At 68.3% G+C, this 19,377-nt stretch carries 15 protein-coding genes and 3 pseudogenes; 7 read left to right on the top strand and 11 right to left on the bottom strand.

From position 1 onward, the window contains the following. Positions 1 to 102 precede the first annotated feature (102 nt). Positions 103 to 357, top strand: a complete 255-nt coding sequence (locus tag BIV24_RS12060) for an SDR family oxidoreductase (protein WP_071366252.1) — start codon at positions 103 to 105, stop codon at positions 355 to 357. A gap of 143 nt (positions 358 to 500) precedes the next feature. Here BIV24_RS12060 and BIV24_RS12065 read toward each other — a convergent pair whose 3' ends face one another. After that, a complete protein-coding gene (locus tag BIV24_RS12065; protein WP_071366297.1) occupies positions 501 to 2,003 on the bottom strand; it encodes an LVIVD repeat-containing protein in 1,503 nt (500 codons plus the stop codon). A gap of 97 nt (positions 2,004 to 2,100) precedes the next feature. Here BIV24_RS12065 and BIV24_RS12070 point away from each other — a divergent pair, with 97 nt between their 5' ends. After that, complete coding sequence (locus BIV24_RS12070) at positions 2,101 to 2,763, top strand: DUF305 domain-containing protein (protein WP_071366253.1); 663 nt, start codon at positions 2,101 to 2,103, stop codon at positions 2,761 to 2,763. A gap of 48 nt (positions 2,764 to 2,811) precedes the next feature. On the opposite strand, the pseudogene BIV24_RS31680 reads toward BIV24_RS12070, so the two are convergent. After that, positions 2,812 to 2,931, bottom strand: a pseudogene (locus BIV24_RS31680) (RidA family protein); the annotation flags it as partial. Positions 2,932 to 3,030: 99 nt separating this feature from the next. On the opposite strand from BIV24_RS31680, the gene BIV24_RS34325 reads away from it, so the two are divergent. Continuing rightward, complete coding sequence (locus BIV24_RS34325; RefSeq protein ID WP_177198694.1) at positions 3,031 to 3,198, top strand: hypothetical protein; 168 nt, start codon at positions 3,031 to 3,033, stop codon at positions 3,196 to 3,198. 617 nt (positions 3,199 to 3,815) lie between these two features. Here BIV24_RS34325 and BIV24_RS36005 read toward each other — a convergent pair. After that, a pseudogene (locus tag BIV24_RS36005) lies at positions 3,816 to 4,029 on the bottom strand (ATP-binding cassette domain-containing protein); the annotation flags it as partial. Between the two features lie 23 nt (positions 4,030 to 4,052). Between BIV24_RS36005 and BIV24_RS12080 the strand changes: the two are divergent. Beyond that, entirely contained in the window at positions 4,053 to 4,241 is a 189-nt protein-coding gene (locus BIV24_RS12080; RefSeq protein WP_071366255.1) for a hypothetical protein, read from the top strand. Between the two features lie 102 nt (positions 4,242 to 4,343). Here the strand turns inward: BIV24_RS12080 and BIV24_RS35285 are convergent, their stop codons facing one another. The 5 genes from BIV24_RS35285 to BIV24_RS12105 form a co-directional block, all read right to left on the bottom strand. Next, a complete protein-coding gene (locus BIV24_RS35285; RefSeq protein WP_245766771.1) occupies positions 4,344 to 5,435 on the bottom strand; it encodes a hypothetical protein in 1,092 nt (363 codons plus the stop codon). A 1,137-nt stretch (positions 5,436 to 6,572) separates the two neighbouring features. Further along, positions 6,573 to 10,673 (bottom strand): carboxypeptidase regulatory-like domain-containing protein, encoded by a 4,101-nt coding sequence (locus BIV24_RS12090; protein ID WP_107459384.1) that lies wholly within the window; start codon positions 10,671 to 10,673, stop codon positions 6,573 to 6,575. A gap of 837 nt (positions 10,674 to 11,510) precedes the next feature. Then, positions 11,511 to 11,783, bottom strand: coding sequence for a hypothetical protein (locus BIV24_RS12095; RefSeq protein ID WP_245766772.1), 273 nt, complete (start codon positions 11,781 to 11,783; stop codon positions 11,511 to 11,513). Positions 11,784 to 11,804: 21 nt separating this feature from the next. Further along, complete coding sequence (locus BIV24_RS12100) at positions 11,805 to 12,314, bottom strand: hypothetical protein (RefSeq protein ID WP_071366301.1); 510 nt, start codon at positions 12,312 to 12,314, stop codon at positions 11,805 to 11,807. A gap of 417 nt (positions 12,315 to 12,731) precedes the next feature. Next, on the bottom strand, positions 12,732 to 13,430 hold the full coding sequence (locus BIV24_RS12105) for an Lrp/AsnC family transcriptional regulator (protein WP_071366302.1): 699 nt from the start codon (positions 13,428 to 13,430) through the stop codon (positions 12,732 to 12,734). Between the two features lie 145 nt (positions 13,431 to 13,575). On the opposite strand from BIV24_RS12105, the gene BIV24_RS12110 reads away from it, so the two are divergent. Continuing rightward, positions 13,576 to 15,195, top strand: a complete 1,620-nt coding sequence (locus BIV24_RS12110; protein ID WP_071366256.1) for an amidohydrolase — start codon at positions 13,576 to 13,578, stop codon at positions 15,193 to 15,195. A gap of 276 nt (positions 15,196 to 15,471) precedes the next feature. Further along, positions 15,472 to 16,293: a PhzF family phenazine biosynthesis protein gene (locus BIV24_RS12115; RefSeq protein WP_245766773.1), complete on the top strand. Its 822-nt coding sequence runs from the start codon at positions 15,472 to 15,474 to the stop codon at positions 16,291 to 16,293. A gap of 18 nt (positions 16,294 to 16,311) precedes the next feature. Here BIV24_RS12115 and BIV24_RS35290 read toward each other — a convergent pair whose 3' ends face one another. Continuing rightward, on the bottom strand, positions 16,312 to 16,545 hold the full coding sequence (locus tag BIV24_RS35290; protein ID WP_245766774.1) for an Lrp/AsnC ligand binding domain-containing protein: 234 nt from the start codon (positions 16,543 to 16,545) through the stop codon (positions 16,312 to 16,314). Positions 16,546 to 16,854: 309 nt separating this feature from the next. On the opposite strand from BIV24_RS35290, the pseudogene BIV24_RS12125 reads away from it, so the two are divergent. Continuing rightward, positions 16,855 to 17,133, top strand: a pseudogene (locus BIV24_RS12125) (response regulator transcription factor); the annotation flags it as partial. 243 nt (positions 17,134 to 17,376) lie between these two features. Here BIV24_RS12125 and BIV24_RS12130 read toward each other — a convergent pair. Both BIV24_RS12130 and BIV24_RS12135 read right to left on the bottom strand, forming a co-directional pair. Then, positions 17,377 to 18,504: a sensor histidine kinase gene (locus tag BIV24_RS12130; RefSeq protein ID WP_071366257.1), complete on the bottom strand. Its 1,128-nt coding sequence runs from the start codon at positions 18,502 to 18,504 to the stop codon at positions 17,377 to 17,379. After that, positions 18,497 to 19,192, bottom strand: coding sequence for a response regulator transcription factor (locus BIV24_RS12135; RefSeq protein WP_071366258.1), 696 nt, complete (start codon positions 19,190 to 19,192; stop codon positions 18,497 to 18,499). The genes BIV24_RS12130 and BIV24_RS12135 overlap by 8 nt, the downstream gene beginning before the upstream one ends. Between the last annotated feature and the right edge of the window lie 185 nt (positions 19,193 to 19,377).

The following is a 19,377-nucleotide window of genomic DNA, read 5'->3' on the forward strand; positions in this document are numbered from 1 at the left end:
CCTCCGCCGGCCGGCGGCTGCGCGGCAGCCGAGGGTGTGATCCGCCCGGCTGCCGGACTACCGGCGGCCTCGGAGGGGCCGAGACGTGTGCCACCTGCGGTCTTGGCGTCGCAGCTCACCGTCAACGCCATCGCCCCCGGCGGCACGGCCACCGACCTGGCAGCCGAGCACAGCTCCGGCTATCGGCACCCCAAACTCCAGGACGCCATGCCCCTGTCCCAATGGCTCGCGGTCCACGGCGCGCTCGGCCGCCTGGCACAGCCGGAAGAGATCGCCGCGGGCTACGCCTTCCTCGCCTCCGACGACGCCGCCTGTACGACCGGCCGCACCCTGCCCGTCGACGGCGGCTTCTTCTGACAGTTCAACCTCGTTCGGCAGGGCTGCTGGTGGCATCGACGCCGAGGCCCGCTGGGCGGCGAGCCGCCCAGCGGGACCGGTGTCGTAGCGCTTGTCCACGTCTCCGGGTTCCTGGGCCCGGAGCCCGGCAGGCCTTTGCCGGGTCAGTCGAAGTAGTCCGGTTGGGTCTGGACGTTCAGCTGGTCCAGGTGGATCTCTCGGGCCGGGTCGGTGCGCCGGTCGCTGAGCTTGAGCACATCGAAGCCCTTGGCGATGTCGTTCGAGTAGATGTAGCCGTTGTAGTAGTACGCGGACCAGGAGCCGCCCACGGTCAGCCGGTCCGTGGTGAGCGGGCCTCGCTCGAAGTAGCCGATCTCCTTCGGCTTTGTCGAGTCGGTGAAGTCCCAGACCGACACGCCGCCCTGGTACCAGGCCTGGACCATGATGTCGCGGCCTTCCACCGGGATCAGCGAGCCGTTGTGGGCGACACAGTTCTCGGTGTCCGCCTGGTGCCGGGGGATCTTGAAGTAGCCGCGGAAGACGAGCTTGCGCTGGTCGCCCTTGCCGACGATGTCGTAGATGCCGTCGGCTCCGCGGTTCGGGCCGACGGCCGCGTTGCAGGTCGCGGCCCCTCCACCGCCGAGTTCGTCGGTGAAGACGACCTTCTTCGCGGTCTGGTTGAAGGTCGCCGAGTGCCAGAACGCGAAGTTGACGTTGTCCTGGACCTGGTCGATGACCTTCGGGTGCTCCGGGTCCTTGATGGACATCAGGATGCCGTCGCCCATGCAGGCACCGGCGGCCAGGTCCTTCGACGGCAGCACGGTGATGTCGTGGCAGCCGGTCGTCTTGGAGACACCCGGGTTGGTGGGCGCGCCGGGGTTGCCGCCACCGTCGGGGCCGTCACCAGGGAAGAGCACCGCGAAGTTGACGACCGCGGCCTTCTCGGGAGCGTCACGCGGCACCTTGACGATGGAGATGCCGTCGTGCGGCGGCTGGCAGTCGGGGAACGACGGGCTGGGGGAGTACGAGGACACGTAGATGTAGACGTTGCGGCCATGGGGAACTAGGGAGTGCGTGTGCGAGCCGCAGTTGGTCTCGACGGCCGCGACGTACTTCGGATTCTTCTTGTCGCTGATGTCGAAGACCTTCATGCCCTCCCACGACGACTTCACGCTCGCGGGCTGCGGCGTGCTCGAGCAGGAGTCGTCACTGCGTGAGGAGTCGGTGGACAGGAACAGCAGGTTCCCGGAGACGGATACGTCGTTCTGCGACCCCGGGCACAGCACCTGGGAGACCGTCTTGGGAGCCTTCGGGTTGCTGATGTCGAAGATACGGAAGCCGTCGTAGTTGCCGGCGTACGCGTACTTGCCCTGGAAGGCGAGGTCGGAGTTTGTGCCCGGCAGGGCATCCTTGGGGATGTTGACGAGGTGTTCGATGTTGTCGGAGTGGACGACCTCGTCCGGCGCCGGTATCTCGCCATTGGCGATGGCCGTTCTGGTCTCGGCCGACTCACTCTTCGACACACGCTGAGGCGTGGTGTTGGCGTCGCCGGGATCGGGTGTCGCCACGGCCGGAGCGGCCGTGAGCAGCGCTGCCAGCAGACCGGTGGCGGCTGCCACAACCCCGAGGCGTCTGCGCCGTGTTCGGAGACTGTTCAACAGATACACAGTTCCTCCCTGGTCTCCGTTCGCAAGGGAACGGTTCACGGACAACGGCAGTATCGTCTTCTTCATGCACAGATCAAAAGATGGCAACACGCCTTTCATGAAAGTCTTTGATCGTGTCAAGTGGCGGGCGGTCACCGCTCTTACCCTTGTCGCCCTCACTGTCAGCGGGTGCGACTTGGGCGCGGACGCCCCGGGGAAGAAGAGCGCGCCCGGTCCCTCGGTGATCGCTCCCGGCAGGCCCGGTGAGCCCGCCCGGACCCTGTCCGTCGAGGACGCCGCAAAGAAGGCGCCCAACGACTCCCCCAATGCGGCGGACTTCGAGTACGTCCAGATGATGATTACCCACCACGGCCAGGCCTTGCAGATGACCGAACTCGCCGCGCACCAGGCGAAGTCGGGCAGCGTGAAGCGGATCGCCTCACGCATCGCCGCAGGACAGGGGCCGGAAATCGGCGCCATGAAGGGGTGGTTGCAGAACCACGGCCGGGCGCGGCATGGTGGCGCGGGCTCGGGGCACCACCACGACCATGCCGCGATGCCCGGCATGGCGACCGAGGCACAGCTGAAGCAGCTTCGCGCGGCGCGGGGCGCGGCCTTCGACGAGCTGTTCCTGAAACTCATGATCACGCACCACAACGGCGCGATCACCATGGCCACCTCGGTGCTCTCGGAGGGCAACAACGTGCAGGTCGAAGAAATGGCGAACGAGGTGATCACACAGCAGACCAGCGAGATCGGTCGGATGAGCGAGATGTCCTGACGATCCGCGGGGCGTTCCGCGGGCCTCTCTGGGGGCTACGGCCAGAAAGGGGGTCCAGTCGACGACGTAGACGGTCAGTTTTGCTACGTCGTCGATGGAACCACCGGCTTCCGCCAGAGCGGTACCGGTGTTGAGGTAGCACTGCTCGACCTGCTCGGCGAGGTCGCCTCGCCGAGCGTTGCGGCGTTGCCAGGGGCCGCCGGGGTTGGGGTGTTCGGCGTCCAACAAGACGTTGCTCGCCTTCAACTGGTTGGTTAGTCTGCGGGTATGGGGATCGTCGAGCGGCCGGCGCGGGATGAGATGGACTGGCTTGTCGGCCTGAAGCGTTCTGGGGTGCTGGAAGTGCACACCGGCCCTGAGCATGTGCTCGGACGCCGAACCACCCCTAGGGAAGACGTGGCCGAGGGGCTTCTCGCCGCCGATGCAGGTAGGTGAATCGGTTCATGTGGTCGGCGCGGGACGGCCTCTTTACAGGACACGCAGTGGTCCTTTCTGTCCTTGCGGCGGTCTCCGTGTTGGTCGTGCTCCATCTCCTGGCCGTGCACCGAACCGCTGGGCCCTCCCTCGTGGGAGCGGTCATCGTCACGCTGGCCGCCGCCGGAGTCGCCCACCAGGGCGCACAACAATCCCCAGGGCTTCTACAGCAACCAGATGACCCGCAAGGACTTTGAACAGCTCCCCGACCCTCGACCGAGTCTGCGCACCGCGCACGTCCCCTCTCTGATCATGCGAGGGGAATGCGACTTCATCAAACCCGTCGTGGCCGCTGATTACCAGCGCACCCTCCCGGACTCAGAGTTCGTGACCGTCAAGGGAGCCGGTCACTCCATCTCACGCGGGCAGCCGCGCCTCTACACCGCGTTGCTGCGAGCCTTCCTCCTGGGTGAACCGCTGCCCGGACCCGGAAGGGTTCAACTGACCAGAGCGTTGAACCAGTCCGGGTGATGCCCTTTTCCATTTCGCCTCAACAACGGGAAACAGCGCACTCAGGCGCGGCAGACGACGTGCTGCCTCCTCATCGCGATTCACGTCCCACCGCTCGCCAACTGGCCCTCCCGCACGGCCGCCGTGCACCGCGCCGGAGTCGAGCAACGCCCCGACCTCGCGCAGTGGGCGCGGGAGCGTACGGTACGGCCGGCCGTCCACCACAGCGTGTCCGCTGGTCGGCAGGTCGAGGCCGAGGATCATCCGCATCGTGGTCGACTTGCCTGCTCCGTTGGGGCCCAGGAAGCCGGTCACGCGCCCCGGGTGCACGACGACGGTCAGGTCGTCCCTCTTACCACGAGCCTATGACCACGGTCGTATCCGCACTCCAAGCGTCGGACCGTGGCCAGACGCGCCCGCGCCCGCACCCCGGGCTCGGTGGCCAGGATGTGTTGGCGCTGAGCACGGACCAGCACGCAAGCCGCAGCTACCGGCCAGGCCGCGGCGAGAAGATCTGCGTGGTGCTCTACGGCGCCAACACTGCCGCCGTGTGAACGGTATTTCACGTGAACGTCCACACTCCCATCGCCAGGACCGTAACCTGGCATCAGAGACTCCACACATCTCTCAGTACAGCTCAGTGCCGCCTCCAGGCTTCACGTGGCCGTGGTGAGGACGGACGCGATCGGGAACAGGCCCGGGTCGCCGTGGTCGTTCTCCGGGACGTGCTGGTGGCCGCAGTGCCCCTGGAACTCCTGCCACTGGACGGTGCTCATGCGCACCCCGTTGGCGGCACCGTAGGAAGCCGGGTAGGGATTCCAGGTGAGGCCCGAGGCGAGAGGCACCCCGTGGACGTCGTGCGTCCAGCGGGCGAACGTGGTCAGACCGTCTACCGCCCAAGGAGGGAGCTCGGGCATGTACAGGTGCCGGATGCCGGCCTGATCCCAGTGGGCGTGTGTGTCCGGGTCGCAGGTGCCCACGATTTCGACCTGCGCCACGTTCAGGGTGTTGGTGCCGATCTGCGTCCGGTCGTGCACCAGGGCCCGGGCGGAGCGGTCGAACGGGAAGTGCTGGAACCAGTCCAGGCGCTCCGCCGACCAGTTCGGGACCGCGGTCAGCGTCGGCGCCATCGACCCACCCGCGTAGCCTGGTAGCCCAGTGCTCTCCGTCGAGTGCCAGACGATCGTGTTCACGTGCATCGGGTCGCCCGGGTAAGCCGTCTCGTACCAGTGGCTGGTGGATGCCCCTGGGTAGAGTTCGCTATCGGCCGGTCCGGATTCCAGGGTGAAGGCATGGTCCACACCGGGCCAGTAGTCCGCCACCACCGACTCGTCGTAGCCGGGTGCGTTCTTGTACTGCTTGGCAATGGCGCCGGCCGGGATCGAGGCCACACCGTCGTAATGCGCCAGCCAGTAGTTCGGCTCGGTGACCCCCACCGCGCGGAACGCGGCACGTACCGCGGGCCACATGGAGAGGTTGCAGTAGACCGTCAGCTGCTTGTTGGGCGTGCTCGCCATCGTCTGGGTGCACCACAGCACGGCCTGATCCGGGGTGGCATCGCCCAGCTCCACGTCCAGAACCTGTGCCTCGGTGGTGTACTTCACCGCGATCGACACCCTGATCGCATGCGGGAACCGCGCCGCCATCTCCCTCAGGTTGGCGTAGTGGCCGTCGGCGTACCCGGCGACCATCGAGGCGTCGTCCGGGATAGTCCTCGGTGTGACCCCGTCGTACATGAACCGTGTCATGCCAGCCTCCTATCGCGAGCTGCTCGTTGGGGTACCCCCGTTCGGAAGGTGGTGTCCACATGGAGGAAGTCGCAGGCCAGGGGCCGGGACGCATGGGCGCGTAGGAAAGGGGCTCGGATGTCCCGCGCTCGTTGGGGCGCGGGCGGAGCGTTGCCCTGCCGCAGGACCGCACGAACGGTGACCGCCACTACGGTGATGCCCAACCGGGCAAGCTGCCTGTATCCGCCGGCGCCCCCACAACGGGTCCTTCCTGGCGAGGCGCAGGGTCAACTTTCGGGTCTGAAGGTATTGGCGGTCGTCCTCGCTCCTCCAGTCCGCGCAATCTGCGGGAGGTGCCAGATGGCATCGGCCATCACACTTCTGAGCCAGATAGACCACCTCGTGGTCCTCGTGCTGGACCCGCCGGGGGCGGCAACAGCCCCCTACCACCTACCACCACCGTAGGACGCAACCACATACTTCGCTCGGCGACGCCGCGCACGCCGAAGCCCCCGTCCGTTCGCCATGCAGGCGAACCGAGCCCGCAGGCCGGGAAAGCCACACCGCCGGGGCACCTGAAGACCATGGAGAATCACGTCGGCATCTGCTCAATCGTCCCGCCACACATCGTCACCCGGGCGTACGCGCTGAAGTAACGCGGCTCGCCCACAGTGGAGGCGCCGCAGGAATTCCCGTGCGGCGCCTTTCGCGCCACCGGCATCATCGCGCATTCCGCCGGCCCCGAGGACACGCTTGATGGAACGCGGACGGCAAGGAAGAGGGCGTGTCCGCGACCTTGTGCAAGTCCTCCGGCCGACCGAACCTCTTCACCTTCACCGTCGACCGGCGCCCCCGGTCCGCAATCAAGCAGTGCATGGCGACCCCTGGGGCACATACTGACAGGCGGCCGACGCGGTGCACCGCCACCCGCAGCGGGCGGCCGACTCCCCCGCACCAGCCGCAGCATGACATGAAAGCGGACAGAGGCGACCGCCGCCTGAGCCCAACGGCTCAGGCGGCAGTGTTTGAAGATCCTTCCCGTCCTCTGCGATCCGGCTCGCCTCGGCGGCCCGGACGACCGCGTGGCGTCCGGGCCGCCGAGTGCCGCGCGGACCGGCCCCGAAGGACCGGCCCGCAGGCTGTTTCAAGGGGACAGGGTCACGGGGTCTTCTTCAGCGTGAAGTTGCCGATCGTGGTCTCCCCCCTCTTGAGCCTCACGCTGGTGTTGATCGCCTGGTAGCCGTCCTTGAACACCATCACGGTGAGCGGGTTTTTGCGGGTGTCCAGCCACAGGGCGAAGGTGCCGTCCTTGGCCGTCCGCAACGTGTAGCTCGCCGCCGAGCTGCCGATCTGGACCGTGGCCCCGGCAAGCGGCACGGTGCCGCCCTTGCCGTCGTCACCGAGCACGGTGCCGGCGTACTTGCCCCAGGTGGCCGGCGGGTTGATGTGCATGGTCACGTCGATCGGGGAGCCCGCGTACGGGGTGTCGGTCAGGACTGTCAGCCCGGCGGAGTAGTCGCCAGGCTGGGTGATCTCGGGGACCGAGGCGTCCAGGCTGACCGTGATCGTCGTGCTCGCCCCAGGCTGGAGCGTCACCTTCTGCTGGGAGGTGGAAAGCCAGCTGACGTCCAAACCGTCCTGGTCGTAGCCGGGCAGCACCTCGACGGCGGTGACCGGCGGCGGACCGCCGGAGCCGCGGCCGCCGACCTTGTAGAAGCCGATGGCGCCGCCACCGCGGTAGACGCTGGTGTTGGCGTTGGGCAGGGCGGTCCAGCTGCCGGTGCCCGGGTCGAAGGCGAAGCCCTGGTTGGTGACGGCGGCGCCGTTGGCGGTGACGCCGCCGGAGACCAGCAGCAGGCCGTTGGCCACGCTGTACGCCGAAGCCCACAGGTCGATCGGCAGGCCGGCAACGGTCGACCAGCTGTCAACGCCCGGGTCGTAGACGTAGGCGTGCTTCACCGAGCCGGCGGTGCTGTAACCGCCGGCGCAGTAGAGCTTGCCGCCGATACCGCCGCAGGACTCCCAGGAGACCGGCTCCGGGTAGGAGGCGATCTGCGACCAGCTGTCGGACGACGGGTCGTAGACGGTGACGTCCGTGGTGAAGCAGTCCTTGGTGGTGCAACCGCCGACGACGTACAGCTTGCCGTCGAGCACCGCGCTGCCCGAACCGGCGTACGGCTTGGGCGAGGACGCCTTGGTGGACCAGCTGTTCGAGGCCGGGTCGTAGACCTCCAGCTTGGCGTCGATGCCGCTGGCGCCCCAGCCGCCGACCGCGTACAGCTTGCCGCCGATGAAGCCGCGGGCCGGGGCCTCACGGGCGTCGGCCGCGGAGGCCAGCTGGGACCAGGAGTCGCTGCCAGGGTCGTAGGCATACAGCGCGTTGGTGGCCGCGCTGCCGGTGTAGCCGAAGGCGGAGTAGACCTTGCCGCCGTCGGCCGCGACCGCGTTGTCCTGCAGCGTGACCGGCAGGTTGGCCACCGGCTGCCAGGCATCGCCGGCCGCGTTGGCGGCCGGAGCCGCAGACCTGTCGCCCGAGCTCTTGTCAGCCTTGTTGGCGGCCAACGGGGAGTAGTTGCCCTTCACCAGGTTGAGCGGTGCACCGCCGGTGGCCTGCATCTTGAAGCCGCCGACCTGCTCGCCCAGGGTGAGCGTGGCGGGCGCCCCGCCGGTGTTCTTCACCGTCAGGTCCTGGGTGCCCTGCTTGCCCCAGGCGAGCGTCTTGTCGACGGAGCCGGGGGTGACCACCAGCTTGCCGGCCTTCAGGTTGAAGGGCGCCTGGGTGATGCTGTCCGGGGCGACGTTCACCGTCTTGGCCAGGTCGGTGTAGTGCAACTTGGAGGCGGTGAAGGTGCCGGTCTTGGTGGAGAACATCCAGTAGAAGCCGTCGCCGAGCGCCGGGTCGTCCGGGTTGGCGGCCGTGATGGCCTTCTCCTGCGGGGCGTCCCCGTTGACCACGGTGGCGCGGACGATGCCCTTGTTGGTGTTGGCGTCGGTCACGATGCCTGCCACCAGGCCGCCGGGGACGGGCTCGTAGGCGCGGTTGCCGACAAACACGTTGTCGATCTCCCACCAGAAGCCCCAGCCGCCCGTGAAGTGGAACCGCAGCTGCACACCGGACTTGCCGGCGAAGGCGGTCAGCGGAACCTCGACGTGGGCCGGCCCGGTCAGGATGGTGGTGCGCTTCCAGACGTTGGTCCAGGTGGCGCCGCCGTCGGTGGTGACATCGATGGTGCCGGTCTGGCCGCTGAAGCTCCTGTAGTCGGTGTCAAAGGACAGTTGCGGGCTGGTAATGCCGGTCAGGTCGAAGACCGGGGAGATCAACGAGCTGTCCTGCTCCTTGCCGGAGCCGTAGTAGTAGCTGTCGGCCATGGCGAAGCCGCCCGAGCCGCCGGTCCTGTTGCCTCGCTTGCCGGGGTCGCCGAACTCCCAGCCGCCGGTGGTGCCGTCGGCGTTGACCACGGACCAGCCGTCGGGGGCGGCGGCGGTGGAGTCGAAGGGCTCGGTCGGACCTGTCAGCTTGAGCTCGTAGCCGGGAGCCGTGGCCGACTGGATGTCCACCGGGACCGCGGCGCTCAGGGTCTGTGCCGAGTCGGCCACGTTCACCTGCTTGGTGACGGCCTGGTAGCCGGGGTACACGGCGGTGAAGTGCAGAGTGTAGCTCTCGCCCTGCGGCAGATCGACGCTGTACGCGCCGGTGTACGGGTCGGTGAAGACCGGTGCGCCGGGCACGCCGTCGATGGTGATCTTCCCGTACAGCGGCCAGCCGTGCCCGGAGCCGTCGGTCACCTTGCCGGAGACAGTCTGGCTGGGCACCGCGGCCAGGGCGAAGTCGGCCTTCACGGTGCCGCCGTCGACGACACTGACCCCGGTGGTCTTCTTGGTCGCGTAACCGTAGGCGGACGCGGTGACGTCATAGGTGCCGGCCGGAACGGTCAGGGTGTAGTGGCCCTGAGCATCGGTGGTCGCCCGGTAGTCGCCGGCGGCAATGGAGGCGCCGGACAAAGCCACGCCGGAGGTGTCGGTGACGCTGCCGGAGACCTCGCCGTGCGGACCGCTGCGGAAGGCAGTGGTGCCGTTGGGCGTGCCCAGACCAGTCGGGCCGTCGTACCCGGGACCGGCGGTGCACAGGTAGGCCGGGTTACAACTCCCGTTGGCCCCCGTGGTCACGTCGTTGAGCGCCGACGGGTTCTGGTACGGGTATGAGTTCGGGTAGCTGCCCGGGGCGGGGCTGCCGGCTACGGCGTACGCACCCGCGATGATCGGCGCGGAGGCGCTGGTGCCGCCGTACACGGCCCAACCGGCGCCGCCGTAGGTCTGGTATACCGCGACCCCGGTCTGCGGGTCGGCGACCGCGGCGACATCGGCGACGCTCCGCATGGCGCAGCCGGTGTCGGTCTGGAAGGACGGCTTGGGCTCGTACAGCGAGCAGCCCGAGCCCGGGCCGCCGGAGCTGTTGTGCCACACCGACTCGGACCAGCCGCGGCTGGTGGTGGTGTCCTTCTTCAGGGCGGTGCCGCCGACCGCGGTCACATACTGCGAGGCCGCCGGGTAGGAGACGCCGTAGCCATTGTCGCCGGAGGAGGCGACCATGGCGACGCCCGGGTGGTTGTAGTGGGCGTCCGACACGGTGACCTGGGACGGGTCCTCACCAGTGCCCGGCGTGCTGTTGTAGTTGCTGCCGTAGGAGTTGGACACGTACTTGGCGCCGAGGGCGACGGCCTGGTCGACGGCCGCGCCCATGTTCGCGAAGCTGGGGTTGTCAGCCTCTACCAGCAGGATGTGGGCGTTGGGGGCGGCCGCGGAGACCATGTCGAGGTCCAGCGATATTTCGCCCGCCCAGCCCGCGTTGGGGGCCGGGTAGTTGGTGCCGCCGCGCTGGTCGACCTTCTTGAAGCAGCCGTTGGCAGTGGTGCAGGGTGGCAGGCCGTACTGCTGGCGGTAGACGGCCAGGTCGGCCTCGGCGGTCGGGTCGTCGTAGGCGTCGACGATGGCGATCGTCTGGCCCGCCCCGCCGTTCGCCGGCAGGATGTACGCGCTTTGCAGGTCGGCCGCTCCGAAGCCGCTCGGCGTACTGGCCATCGGCTGGACGCCCTTGGTGGCCTTGACGTCGGTGCGGCGCAGCGCCATGCAGCCGAACTCGCCCTTCTCGGGCGTGCTGCAGACCTGTTCCACGCCGGGATGCGTCGCGGTGGCGGCGGTGCCCTGAGTGGCTTCCGCGGCGTCGCCGGCGGCCTGGGCGACGGGTAAGCCCGCGGCCATGACGGCGACGGCCGCCGCGGTGAAAGCGGCCAGCCGCGCGGAGATCCTCCGTACGGCCGGTCTGGAATGCCTCGAAGTGCGCATTGTGTGACTCCCATGCTGCTGAGCTGGGGTCGACCCGTGCGCTGGTTCAAGGTCGACAGCGGATGGGGTACATCCGCCGACGAACAACTAAGCATCATTGCCATGTTCTCGACAAGCATCATTCATTGGCGGAATGCGCGACATGACATGATCCCCGACATGGCATGATCCCGCCAAAATAGCGCTTTCACTGAAACTGTCCGGTCGCTGCTCGTGATCGGCATGTGAGGTGGGCCACCAAACCATTGCTGTCAGCGGAAACTTCGGCTTAACGTCCTCGCAATCCGTTGGAGACCCGTCATCGCGAGGGCCCTCGGCTACCACGACAAGACCGCCACCCGTCTGGTCACCGAAGCCGGCGGCACACTGGAGCCGACACCCCCGCGACGAACAGCCGGTCGAACTCGGCGGCCTGTTCGGGTGTCCAGCCGGGCGATGCGGGCCGGCCACGGCCCCGCTCGGCCTCGTCCGGCCAGCCGTCGTGCGGCTCACGGGACCAGGGGAGCGTCTTCTTGAGGTTCCCCCGCTGGGCGGGAGTGGCTGACTAGCTGGTCAGGGCGGGTTGACGGGGTTAACGACGTCTCCCAGCTGGCACGCAACGCTGCCGAGGGTGATGGGGATTCCTGAAAATGGCCAGGGCTGCGGGCAGGTGACCTCAGCGCGTTCTTTGGATTTCGTCACACACTTCCAACGGCCGCCGGGGGCACCCCGGTTACGGTCGCGCCGCACCGATCCGGGCGACAGCGTTCCCGGTCACAGGCGGGTGGTGAGCCGGCCGTCGGGCAGTTTTCGCAGCAAGCCGCGATCGACGATTCTGACCAGCTTGCTGCGCAGCGGTTCCAGCTTGGCCCGCACGCTGACGTCCACTCCCACCACCTCGCCGACCTCGCGAGCCATGACCGGTCCGCCGGCTTGTCGCACGGCGGCGAGGATGCGCTGGTAGTCCGGCGGGAGCATGCTTTCGTCCGCGCCCGGCTCGCGGTGCGGGATCAGCATCACCGCCCGGCCGCCCACCTGCCCGGGCATCGGCGCAGCTTGGGCGGAAGGTCAACTCCCCGCTTCTGCTGCTGGTCTCTTGCTCAGGAACTGCTTCGCCGCCTCGACTGCTTCCTTGTTGAGCTCCTCGACGGAGACTCCCCAGCTCTCCTCCCATTCGTCCAGGTTGAAATGGCACGAGACGAGGGATTGCAGCTCTTCGGGGTAGCCGAGGTCGTAGGCGATGTCTGCCCAGATGAGGTGGGTGCCGGTGGCGGGGTCCAGGGTTCCGTCGGCTATCTGACCGGCGATCCAGTGGGCCATCGCCCATTTTGCGGCCCGAGGGTCTGCGGGCGGATGGTAGAACAATCCCAGCTCCTCCAGTACCTGGTCGAAGAGCGCTGGCGCTTCGGGTTCCTCGCTGCGGAGGAGGCCGGCCAACATGGCGAGGGAGGGACTCTCGACCTCGGCAATGAGTGCGTCAAGCCCTGCCTGAATGAGTCGGTCGGACCCGACGTGACTACCGAATGCCCGCTCGCGCGCGATGTGGCTGAGCTGCTTGAGGGCGTCGTCGCGGTTCATCAGAGTCTTCTCGGTCGGCGTCTGGGAAAAGAAGGCTCGCACATCCGCCGACGCTGCTGCATCGCGTTTTTCTTCAACCGAGCTGACAGACGATCTACTTCTCGGACCCCCGTCCACAACCAGCATGAGTACCCCGAGGACCGATCACACCAGCCCTTCGACCTCGGACTTCAAGTTGGCGGCAACTCACTCACTGCCAGCGGTGTCGGCGCGCGGTGCGCGGTGGGTTCGGCCGACAGCCGGGGTACTGCCGGGAGCGGCGCCGGACCGGCGGCGGCTTCGGCGCCGCGGGGTGGCACAAGCCATCGTCCAGCAGGGCAACCCCCTTTGACGAATCACTCCCCCACAATCAAGCTGCAGCGCGGAGGAGCAAGAGGTGGCCGCCGCGACGACGCGGAGGGGGCGCCGCCGCTGTCGTCAGTGGCGGATCAGGCCCGTGCGTTTGACGGTCGCCAGCAGCGGGGTGGTGTCGATGGCGGTAACCCCGTCGAGGGGGCCGACGGTGTCGGTGAGAAAGGTGTACAGGGCGTCGAGGTCCGCGGCGGCGACAGCGACGATCAGGTTGGCGGGACCGGTGGTGGCGGCGCAGAAGCGGACGTGCGGGTGGGTGATCAGGGTCTGCGCGGTCTCCTGCAGTGCACCTGGTTGTACGGCGATCCACAGCAACGCCTCGGTCTGCGCGCCGAGCAGTGCGAGATCGAGTTCGGTGGCCAGGCGCAGCACCCGGCCCTCCACGAGGGCCTCGAGCCGTCGGCGGGCGGTGAGCGCCGTGGTGCCGGCGCGGCGGGCCAGGTCCGTGTAGGTGGCCCGACCGTCCTCGGCCAGTCCGGCGATCAGCGCGGTGTCGACGTCGAGATGCGTGTACGACGGTGCCGGCGTCGTCGGTGACGCGGAATCGGATGCGAGTTCGGCCAGTTCCCGGGGTGAGAGGAGACCGGCGGTCCAGCGGAACGCTGTGGGGAAGACGCGCAGCAGGGTGTGGGCGATCCAGGAGCCGACTGCGTCGGTGGCGGGCAGATCGCGCAGCAGCAGGTTGTTGCGGGCCTCCGGAGCGCGCGGCGAGGCGACCAGCGCGGCCGCGATCCGCCGATCGGTTTCGTCGAGCACTTGTCTCATGATCTGCATGATAGGCGGAGGTACTGGCGTGTTTCCTACGCAACGGGCTTCAGCTTGGCGGTGAATGCCCGCACGTCTCCTACAACAGTCTGGTCACCGAACGACACCTTCGGGATCCGACACCTTCGAGAAGAGGGAGAAGACGATGACTGATCATGGAGCCGATCTGCTGATTCGCGCCGGCGCGGTGCACACCCTGGTGCCCGGTCAGGCCCCGCAGCGGGCACTGGCCGTGCGCGGCGACCGTATCGCCGCCGTGTCCGCCGACCCCAACGGCCTCGACCACCTGGTGAGCGCGGGAACGGAGGTGCACGACCTGCCCGGCGCCACCGTGCTGCCCGCCTTCGACGACACCCACACCCACCTGATCTTCGCGGCGCTCGGTGCCCATGACGTTCCCGTCCACCGGGCCCGGAACATCCCCGAGTTCCTCGACCTGATCCGGCAGCGGGCCGCCCGCACCCCCGAGGGCGAGTGGATCCGCACCACCACCAACTGGCAGGAACTCAATCTGGCCGAGCGCCGCATGCCCACCGCGGCCGAACTCGACCAGGCCACCGACCGGCACCCGGTCCTCGTCAAGCGCGGCGGCCACAACGACGTCGTCAACACCTACGCGCTCCGTCTGGCGGACATCACCGAGGACACCCCCGTACCGCCGGGTGGCATCATCGGCCGCGGCAGCGACGGCAAGCCGGACGGCCGACTGATCGACAACGCCCTGCACCTGGTGGAGCACCTGATCCCGGCCCCCGACCGGGCCGAACGCATCGACGGACTGCGCCTGGCCAGCCGCGACTATGCCGCCACGGGCATCGGGACCGTGCGCGACTGCGCGGTCACCCCTGAGGACTACGCGGTGCTCCTGGCCGCCCGTGAGGCGGGGGCGCTCAGCACCCGGGTACGGGCGCTGATCTCAGCGCTCGGACTGACCAGCAAGGCGCAGGTGGAGGACCTGCTCGACGTCATGGAGGAGTGGCGTGACAACTCCGACCCGTGGCTGTCGGTGTGGGGTGTGAAGTTCGGCCTCGACGGCGGACTGGAGGCCGGGGCCACCGAGGAGCCGTACGCCTGCGACCACGCCTTCTCCGGGATGCTGATCTGGGAGCCGGACTCGCTGGTCGAGGCGGTCGAGGCGGTGGTCCGGCGCGGCTGGCGGGTCGGCACGCACGCCTACGGCGACCGGGCGGTCCGCACCCTCCTGGACGTCTACGAACGCGTCCTTCAACGCAACCCCGGCCTGCCCGCCGACACGCTGGTGATGGAACACGGGGGCCTGGCCGGCCCCGAACAGCGCGCCCGCGCCGTCACCCTGGGCATCCCCGTCACCATCCAGCAGCCGCTGCTGCACGACACCGCCGAGGTGGAGGAGGGCTTCTGGGGCCCGGAACGCGTCGCCCGCCTCTTCCCCGCCCGCGGCTGGATCGACCTGGGAGCCCAGGTCAGCGCCGGATCCGACTTCCCCGTCGGCCAGTTCGGCGCCATGCGCTCCGTCTGGGGCATGACCACCCGACAGACTGTCATCGGCGTCAAGGGCCCCGAACACGCCATCACCTACGGCGAAGCCCTCACCCTGCACACCGCCAACGCCGCCCGGCTGCTCGGCGAGGCACACCTGCGCGGCACCCTCGCCCCCGGCCGCCTCGCCGACCTCACCGTCTGGGACCGGGACCCCGCCCAGTGCCCCGACGACGCCCTGCGCGACCTGAACCCCACGCACACCTTCGTCGGCGGTCTCCTGGTCACGCCCACCGGCACTCGGTGAGCGGGATGTAGTGGATGCCGGGACCGAACGCGTGGCTACCGTGGGCGCTTGCGCCTGCGGTAGCCGACTGCAAGCGGCTTGCCCTGGACCCACTACCGGCGTGCGCCCCTTCCTCAAGTCCCGCCCAGTCAGTCCACTCTGTTGTGACTGGCCCTGTCCTGGCCGTGCGGGCGCCCGTTGGGATGGACCTGCTTCCGCCGACGGGCGGGATGTTCAGAATCCGCTGCAGCCGCTACCGAAAGGCCCTCGATGACCATGCCGCGCACACGCTCGTTCGTGCAGGTCGACGTATTCTGCACGAGCCCCTATTCCGGCAATCCGGTCGCGGTCGTCCTGGACGGGACGGACCTGAGCGATGAGGAGATGCGGCGTCTGGCGCGCTGGACGAATCTGTCCGAGACCACGTTCGTCGTGCCTCCCACTGTCCCGGAGGCGGACTACCGGCTGCGGATCTTCACGCCGGGAGGCGAGCTGCCGTTCGCCGGCCACCCCACCCTCGGCTCCGCCCGCGCCTGGCTGGACGGCGGCGGCACGCCGCGGCACGCCGACCGTGTCGTGCAGGAGTGCGCCGCAGGCATGGTCACCGTGCGCCGCGGTGAGGACACCCTGTCCTTCGCCGCCCCGCCTCGGGTGCGGGACGGCGCTCTCGACGACGACTATCTGAAGCGGATCGTGGCCGCATTCGGCATCACGCGCGACCGGGTCGTGGCCCATCAGTGGGTCGACAACGGTCCCGGCTGGGCCGTGCTCCAGCTGGCCACGGCCGAGGAGGTCCTCGCCCTCGAACCCGATCTGGCCCTCATCCCGGACGCGATGGTCGGCGCGATCGGTGCCTACCCCGAGGGGTCCGAGTACGCCTTCGAGATGCGTACGTTCGCGCCGGGCGCGGGTGTGCCCGAGGACCCCGCGTGCGGCAGCATGAACGCCGGCGTCGGGCAGTGGCTCACCTCCACCGGCGCAGCACCCTCCGCCTACCGGGTCTCCCAGGGCACGAGGCTGGGACGGGCCGCGAGGATCGAGGTCGCCGCCGATGCGGACGGCACCGTCTGGGTCAGCGGCGCCGCCGTCATCTGCGTACGCGGCACCATCATTCTCTGACCAGCGGGGCCGGAACCGTCATGTGGTGTCGGCGGAGAGCGTCTTCATGGTGACGTAGCTGGTCACCGTGGCCACGCCGGGCAGGCTCATCACCAACTGGTGGGCGTGGAAGTCCTCGTAGGCGGGCAGGTCGGCGACCTCGACCTGGAGCAGATAGTCGAAGTTGCCGGTGATGTGGTGACAATGGACGACTTCCGGCAGTTGCCTGACCCCACGCTCGAACGCGACCACGTCCGCGCGGGTGTGCCGCATCAGCCGCACCCCGGCGAACACCCGCAGGCTGCGGCCGACCGCGGCGGAATCGATCAGCGCCCGGTGACCGCGGAAAAAAGACCCCGGCCTCCTCGAGTTGCCGCACGCGCCGCAGGCACGGCGACCGCCGCCGCGCGCTGGACCTGTACGAGGCAATCCCCCGCCCAGCACCACCACGAGCGCGTCATACGAGAACTGCGGGACGTCCTCGCCGCTTGATCTCTGCCAGAGTCAGCGACTGACCGGCTCCTGGTAGCGCCGACGGCGCCCGTCCGGGTCATCAACGCCGGTCTCGTACCAGGGCTCGCCGCGACCGGAGGTACCGCTCTCGACCCGGAAGTGGTGTCACGCCTGATCGGGGCACACCGGGCCGCCGATCCGCTGGCGCCCCTGACCGCCCGGGAGCGCGAGGTGCTGGCGCTGATGGCGGAAGGCCGCACCAACGTCGGCATCGCCCGGCGGCTGTGGCTCACACACCGCACGGTGGAAACCCACGTCAGTTCAATCCTCGCCAAACTGGGCCTGGCCAACTCGACGGAAGACCACCGTCGCGTACTGGCCGTGCTTCTCTACCTCAACCGACCCTGAGACGGCCGCCCCGGCCCTGAACTGCCGGGACGGCGGCGTCACCGTGCGGCGCCCCGGCCTCGTTCGTGGGTCGATCCAGGGCCAGGAGCGAGGTTGCCGTCGCTCCAGAAGCCGTGCGGGGCAGGTTCGGTCACGGGGGTGAGCTGATCCGGCAGCGGGCGCAGGCGCAGTTCGTGGGATGAGGTTTTCGGCAAGCGCGAGGCCGGTGTTCGCAGCGCCAGCCATCACGTGGTGGTGCGAGGCTCAGTGCTCTCGCTTCCTGTCGGAGTGCGGGTCTGTCGCGGGTAGTTCCACAGTGATGCGGAGCCCGCCGGCAGAGCGTGGGGTGAGGGTGAGTGTTCCGTCGTGTGCGTGGGTGATGGTCTTGACGATCGCCAGGCCGAGGCCGACGCCTGCGTGGTCGGTGCGGATACGTTTGGTGCCGCGCTGGAACGGTTCGGTGAGCGTTGAGACCAGCTGCGGGGTGAGCCGCTCGCCGGTGTTCTCGACAGCGAGCACCACATTGTTGGGGCGGATGCTGGTATTCACCCACACGATGCCCTGTTCAGGCAGATTGTGGACGATCGCGTTCTGCACGAGGTTCGTGGTCAGCTGCAGGAGGAGCGCGTGCGATCCGATCGTGGGGGTGATGTCGCCGCGGGTCTCGATGGCGACGCCATGCTGTTCCGCGAGGGGCAGGAGCGTTTCGGTGGCTTCTTCCGCTATGAGGGACAGGTCCACGTGTTCTCGGGTGAAGGACCGCTGCTCAGCACGGCTGAGCAGGAGCAATGACTCGGTGAGGTCGATCGCCCGGGTATTGACAGCGTGGAGGCGGTCGATGACTTCGCCGGCGTCGTGGTTCGGATCGGTGCGGGCAACATCAAGGAGTGCCTTCGAGATCGCCAGCGGGGTGCGCAACTCGTGCGAGGCGTTGCCTGCGAATCTCTGCTGTTCGGTGACGTGTGCTTCGAGCCGTGCCAGCATCGTGTCGAAGGCGTCGGCGAGTTCGCGGAACTCATCTTTGCGGCCCGGTAGCCGGATTCGGTGGGAGAGCGATCCGGTCGAGGCCAGGCGGGTGGCGTCCGTGATGCGGGTCAGGGGGGTGAGCATGCGGCCAGCAAGGATCCACCCTCCCACGAGGCCGAGCACCAGCAGGAATGCCGACACTGCGGCTGCCCTCGGAGCGAAAACGTGCAGGAGGTTGGACCGGATGGGAAAAACACCCTCAGTGGGGGTGCCAGTGGAGCCGGGGACGATGAGCGCACGCTCGGGGACATAACGCAGGAGGAACACCCACACCGCCGCGAGCAGCAGGACGCCGGCCAGCATGAGGAACCCGGCGTAGCTGAGGGTGAGTTTGAGGCGAATGCTCAATCCAGGTGCTCTATCCACGCTCGCCTCCATCGTGTCCGGCCTCTGGTTGCGTGTCGATGCGGTAGCCGACGCCTGGCACGGTGGCGATGATCCAGGGTTCGCCGAGACGCTTGCGCAGTGCCGAGACGGTGATGCGCACGGCGTTGGTGAAGGGGTCGGCGTTCTCATCCCACGCGCGTTCCAGGATTTCTTCGGCGCTGACGACACCGCCTTCTGCGGCGACGAGGACTTCGAGCACGGCGAACTGCTTCCGGGTGAGCGCGACGTAGCGGCCGTGCCGGTAGACCTCGCGGCGGAACGGATCCAGACGCAGTCCTGCGATCTCTCGCACGGGTGGTCTGTTGTGGGCGCGCCTGCGGTCGAGTGCTCTGAGCCTGAGCGCGAGTTCCTTGAGTTCGAAAGGTTTTGTGAGGTAGTCGTCAGCGCCGAGTCCGAACCCGGATGCCTTGTCGTCGAGACGGTCGGCCGCGGTGAGCATGAGGATCGGCATGCCGCTGCCGGAGGCGACGATGCGTTTGGCGATCTCGTCACCGGACGGTCCGGGGATGTCGCGGTCGAGGATGGCGATGCCGTAGGTGTTGATGCTCAGCAGTTCCAGAGCGGTGTGGCCGTCACCTGCGATGTCGGCCGCGATCGCTTCGAGGCGTAGGCCGTCGCGGATGGCTTCTGCCAGAAAGGGTTCGTCCTCGACGATCAACACGCGCATGCTCTTGATGCTACGAGCCGGCGCATATCGTCGGCGTATCGAAAATCCCATACGTGCCGACAACACCAGGCTGCGTTGACTGGCGGCATGAATCACACCCCGCCATCAGCGCGGACAACGAGCCGTCGGATCCACCGGCGTCCGGTTGTCGGCCTGATAGTTGTCATCGCAGCGATCGCCGCAAC

The organism is Streptomyces colonosanans, from assembly GCF_001866645.1.
GTDB classification, from domain to species: Bacteria; Actinomycetota; Actinomycetes; order Streptomycetales; family Streptomycetaceae; genus Streptomyces; species Streptomyces colonosanans.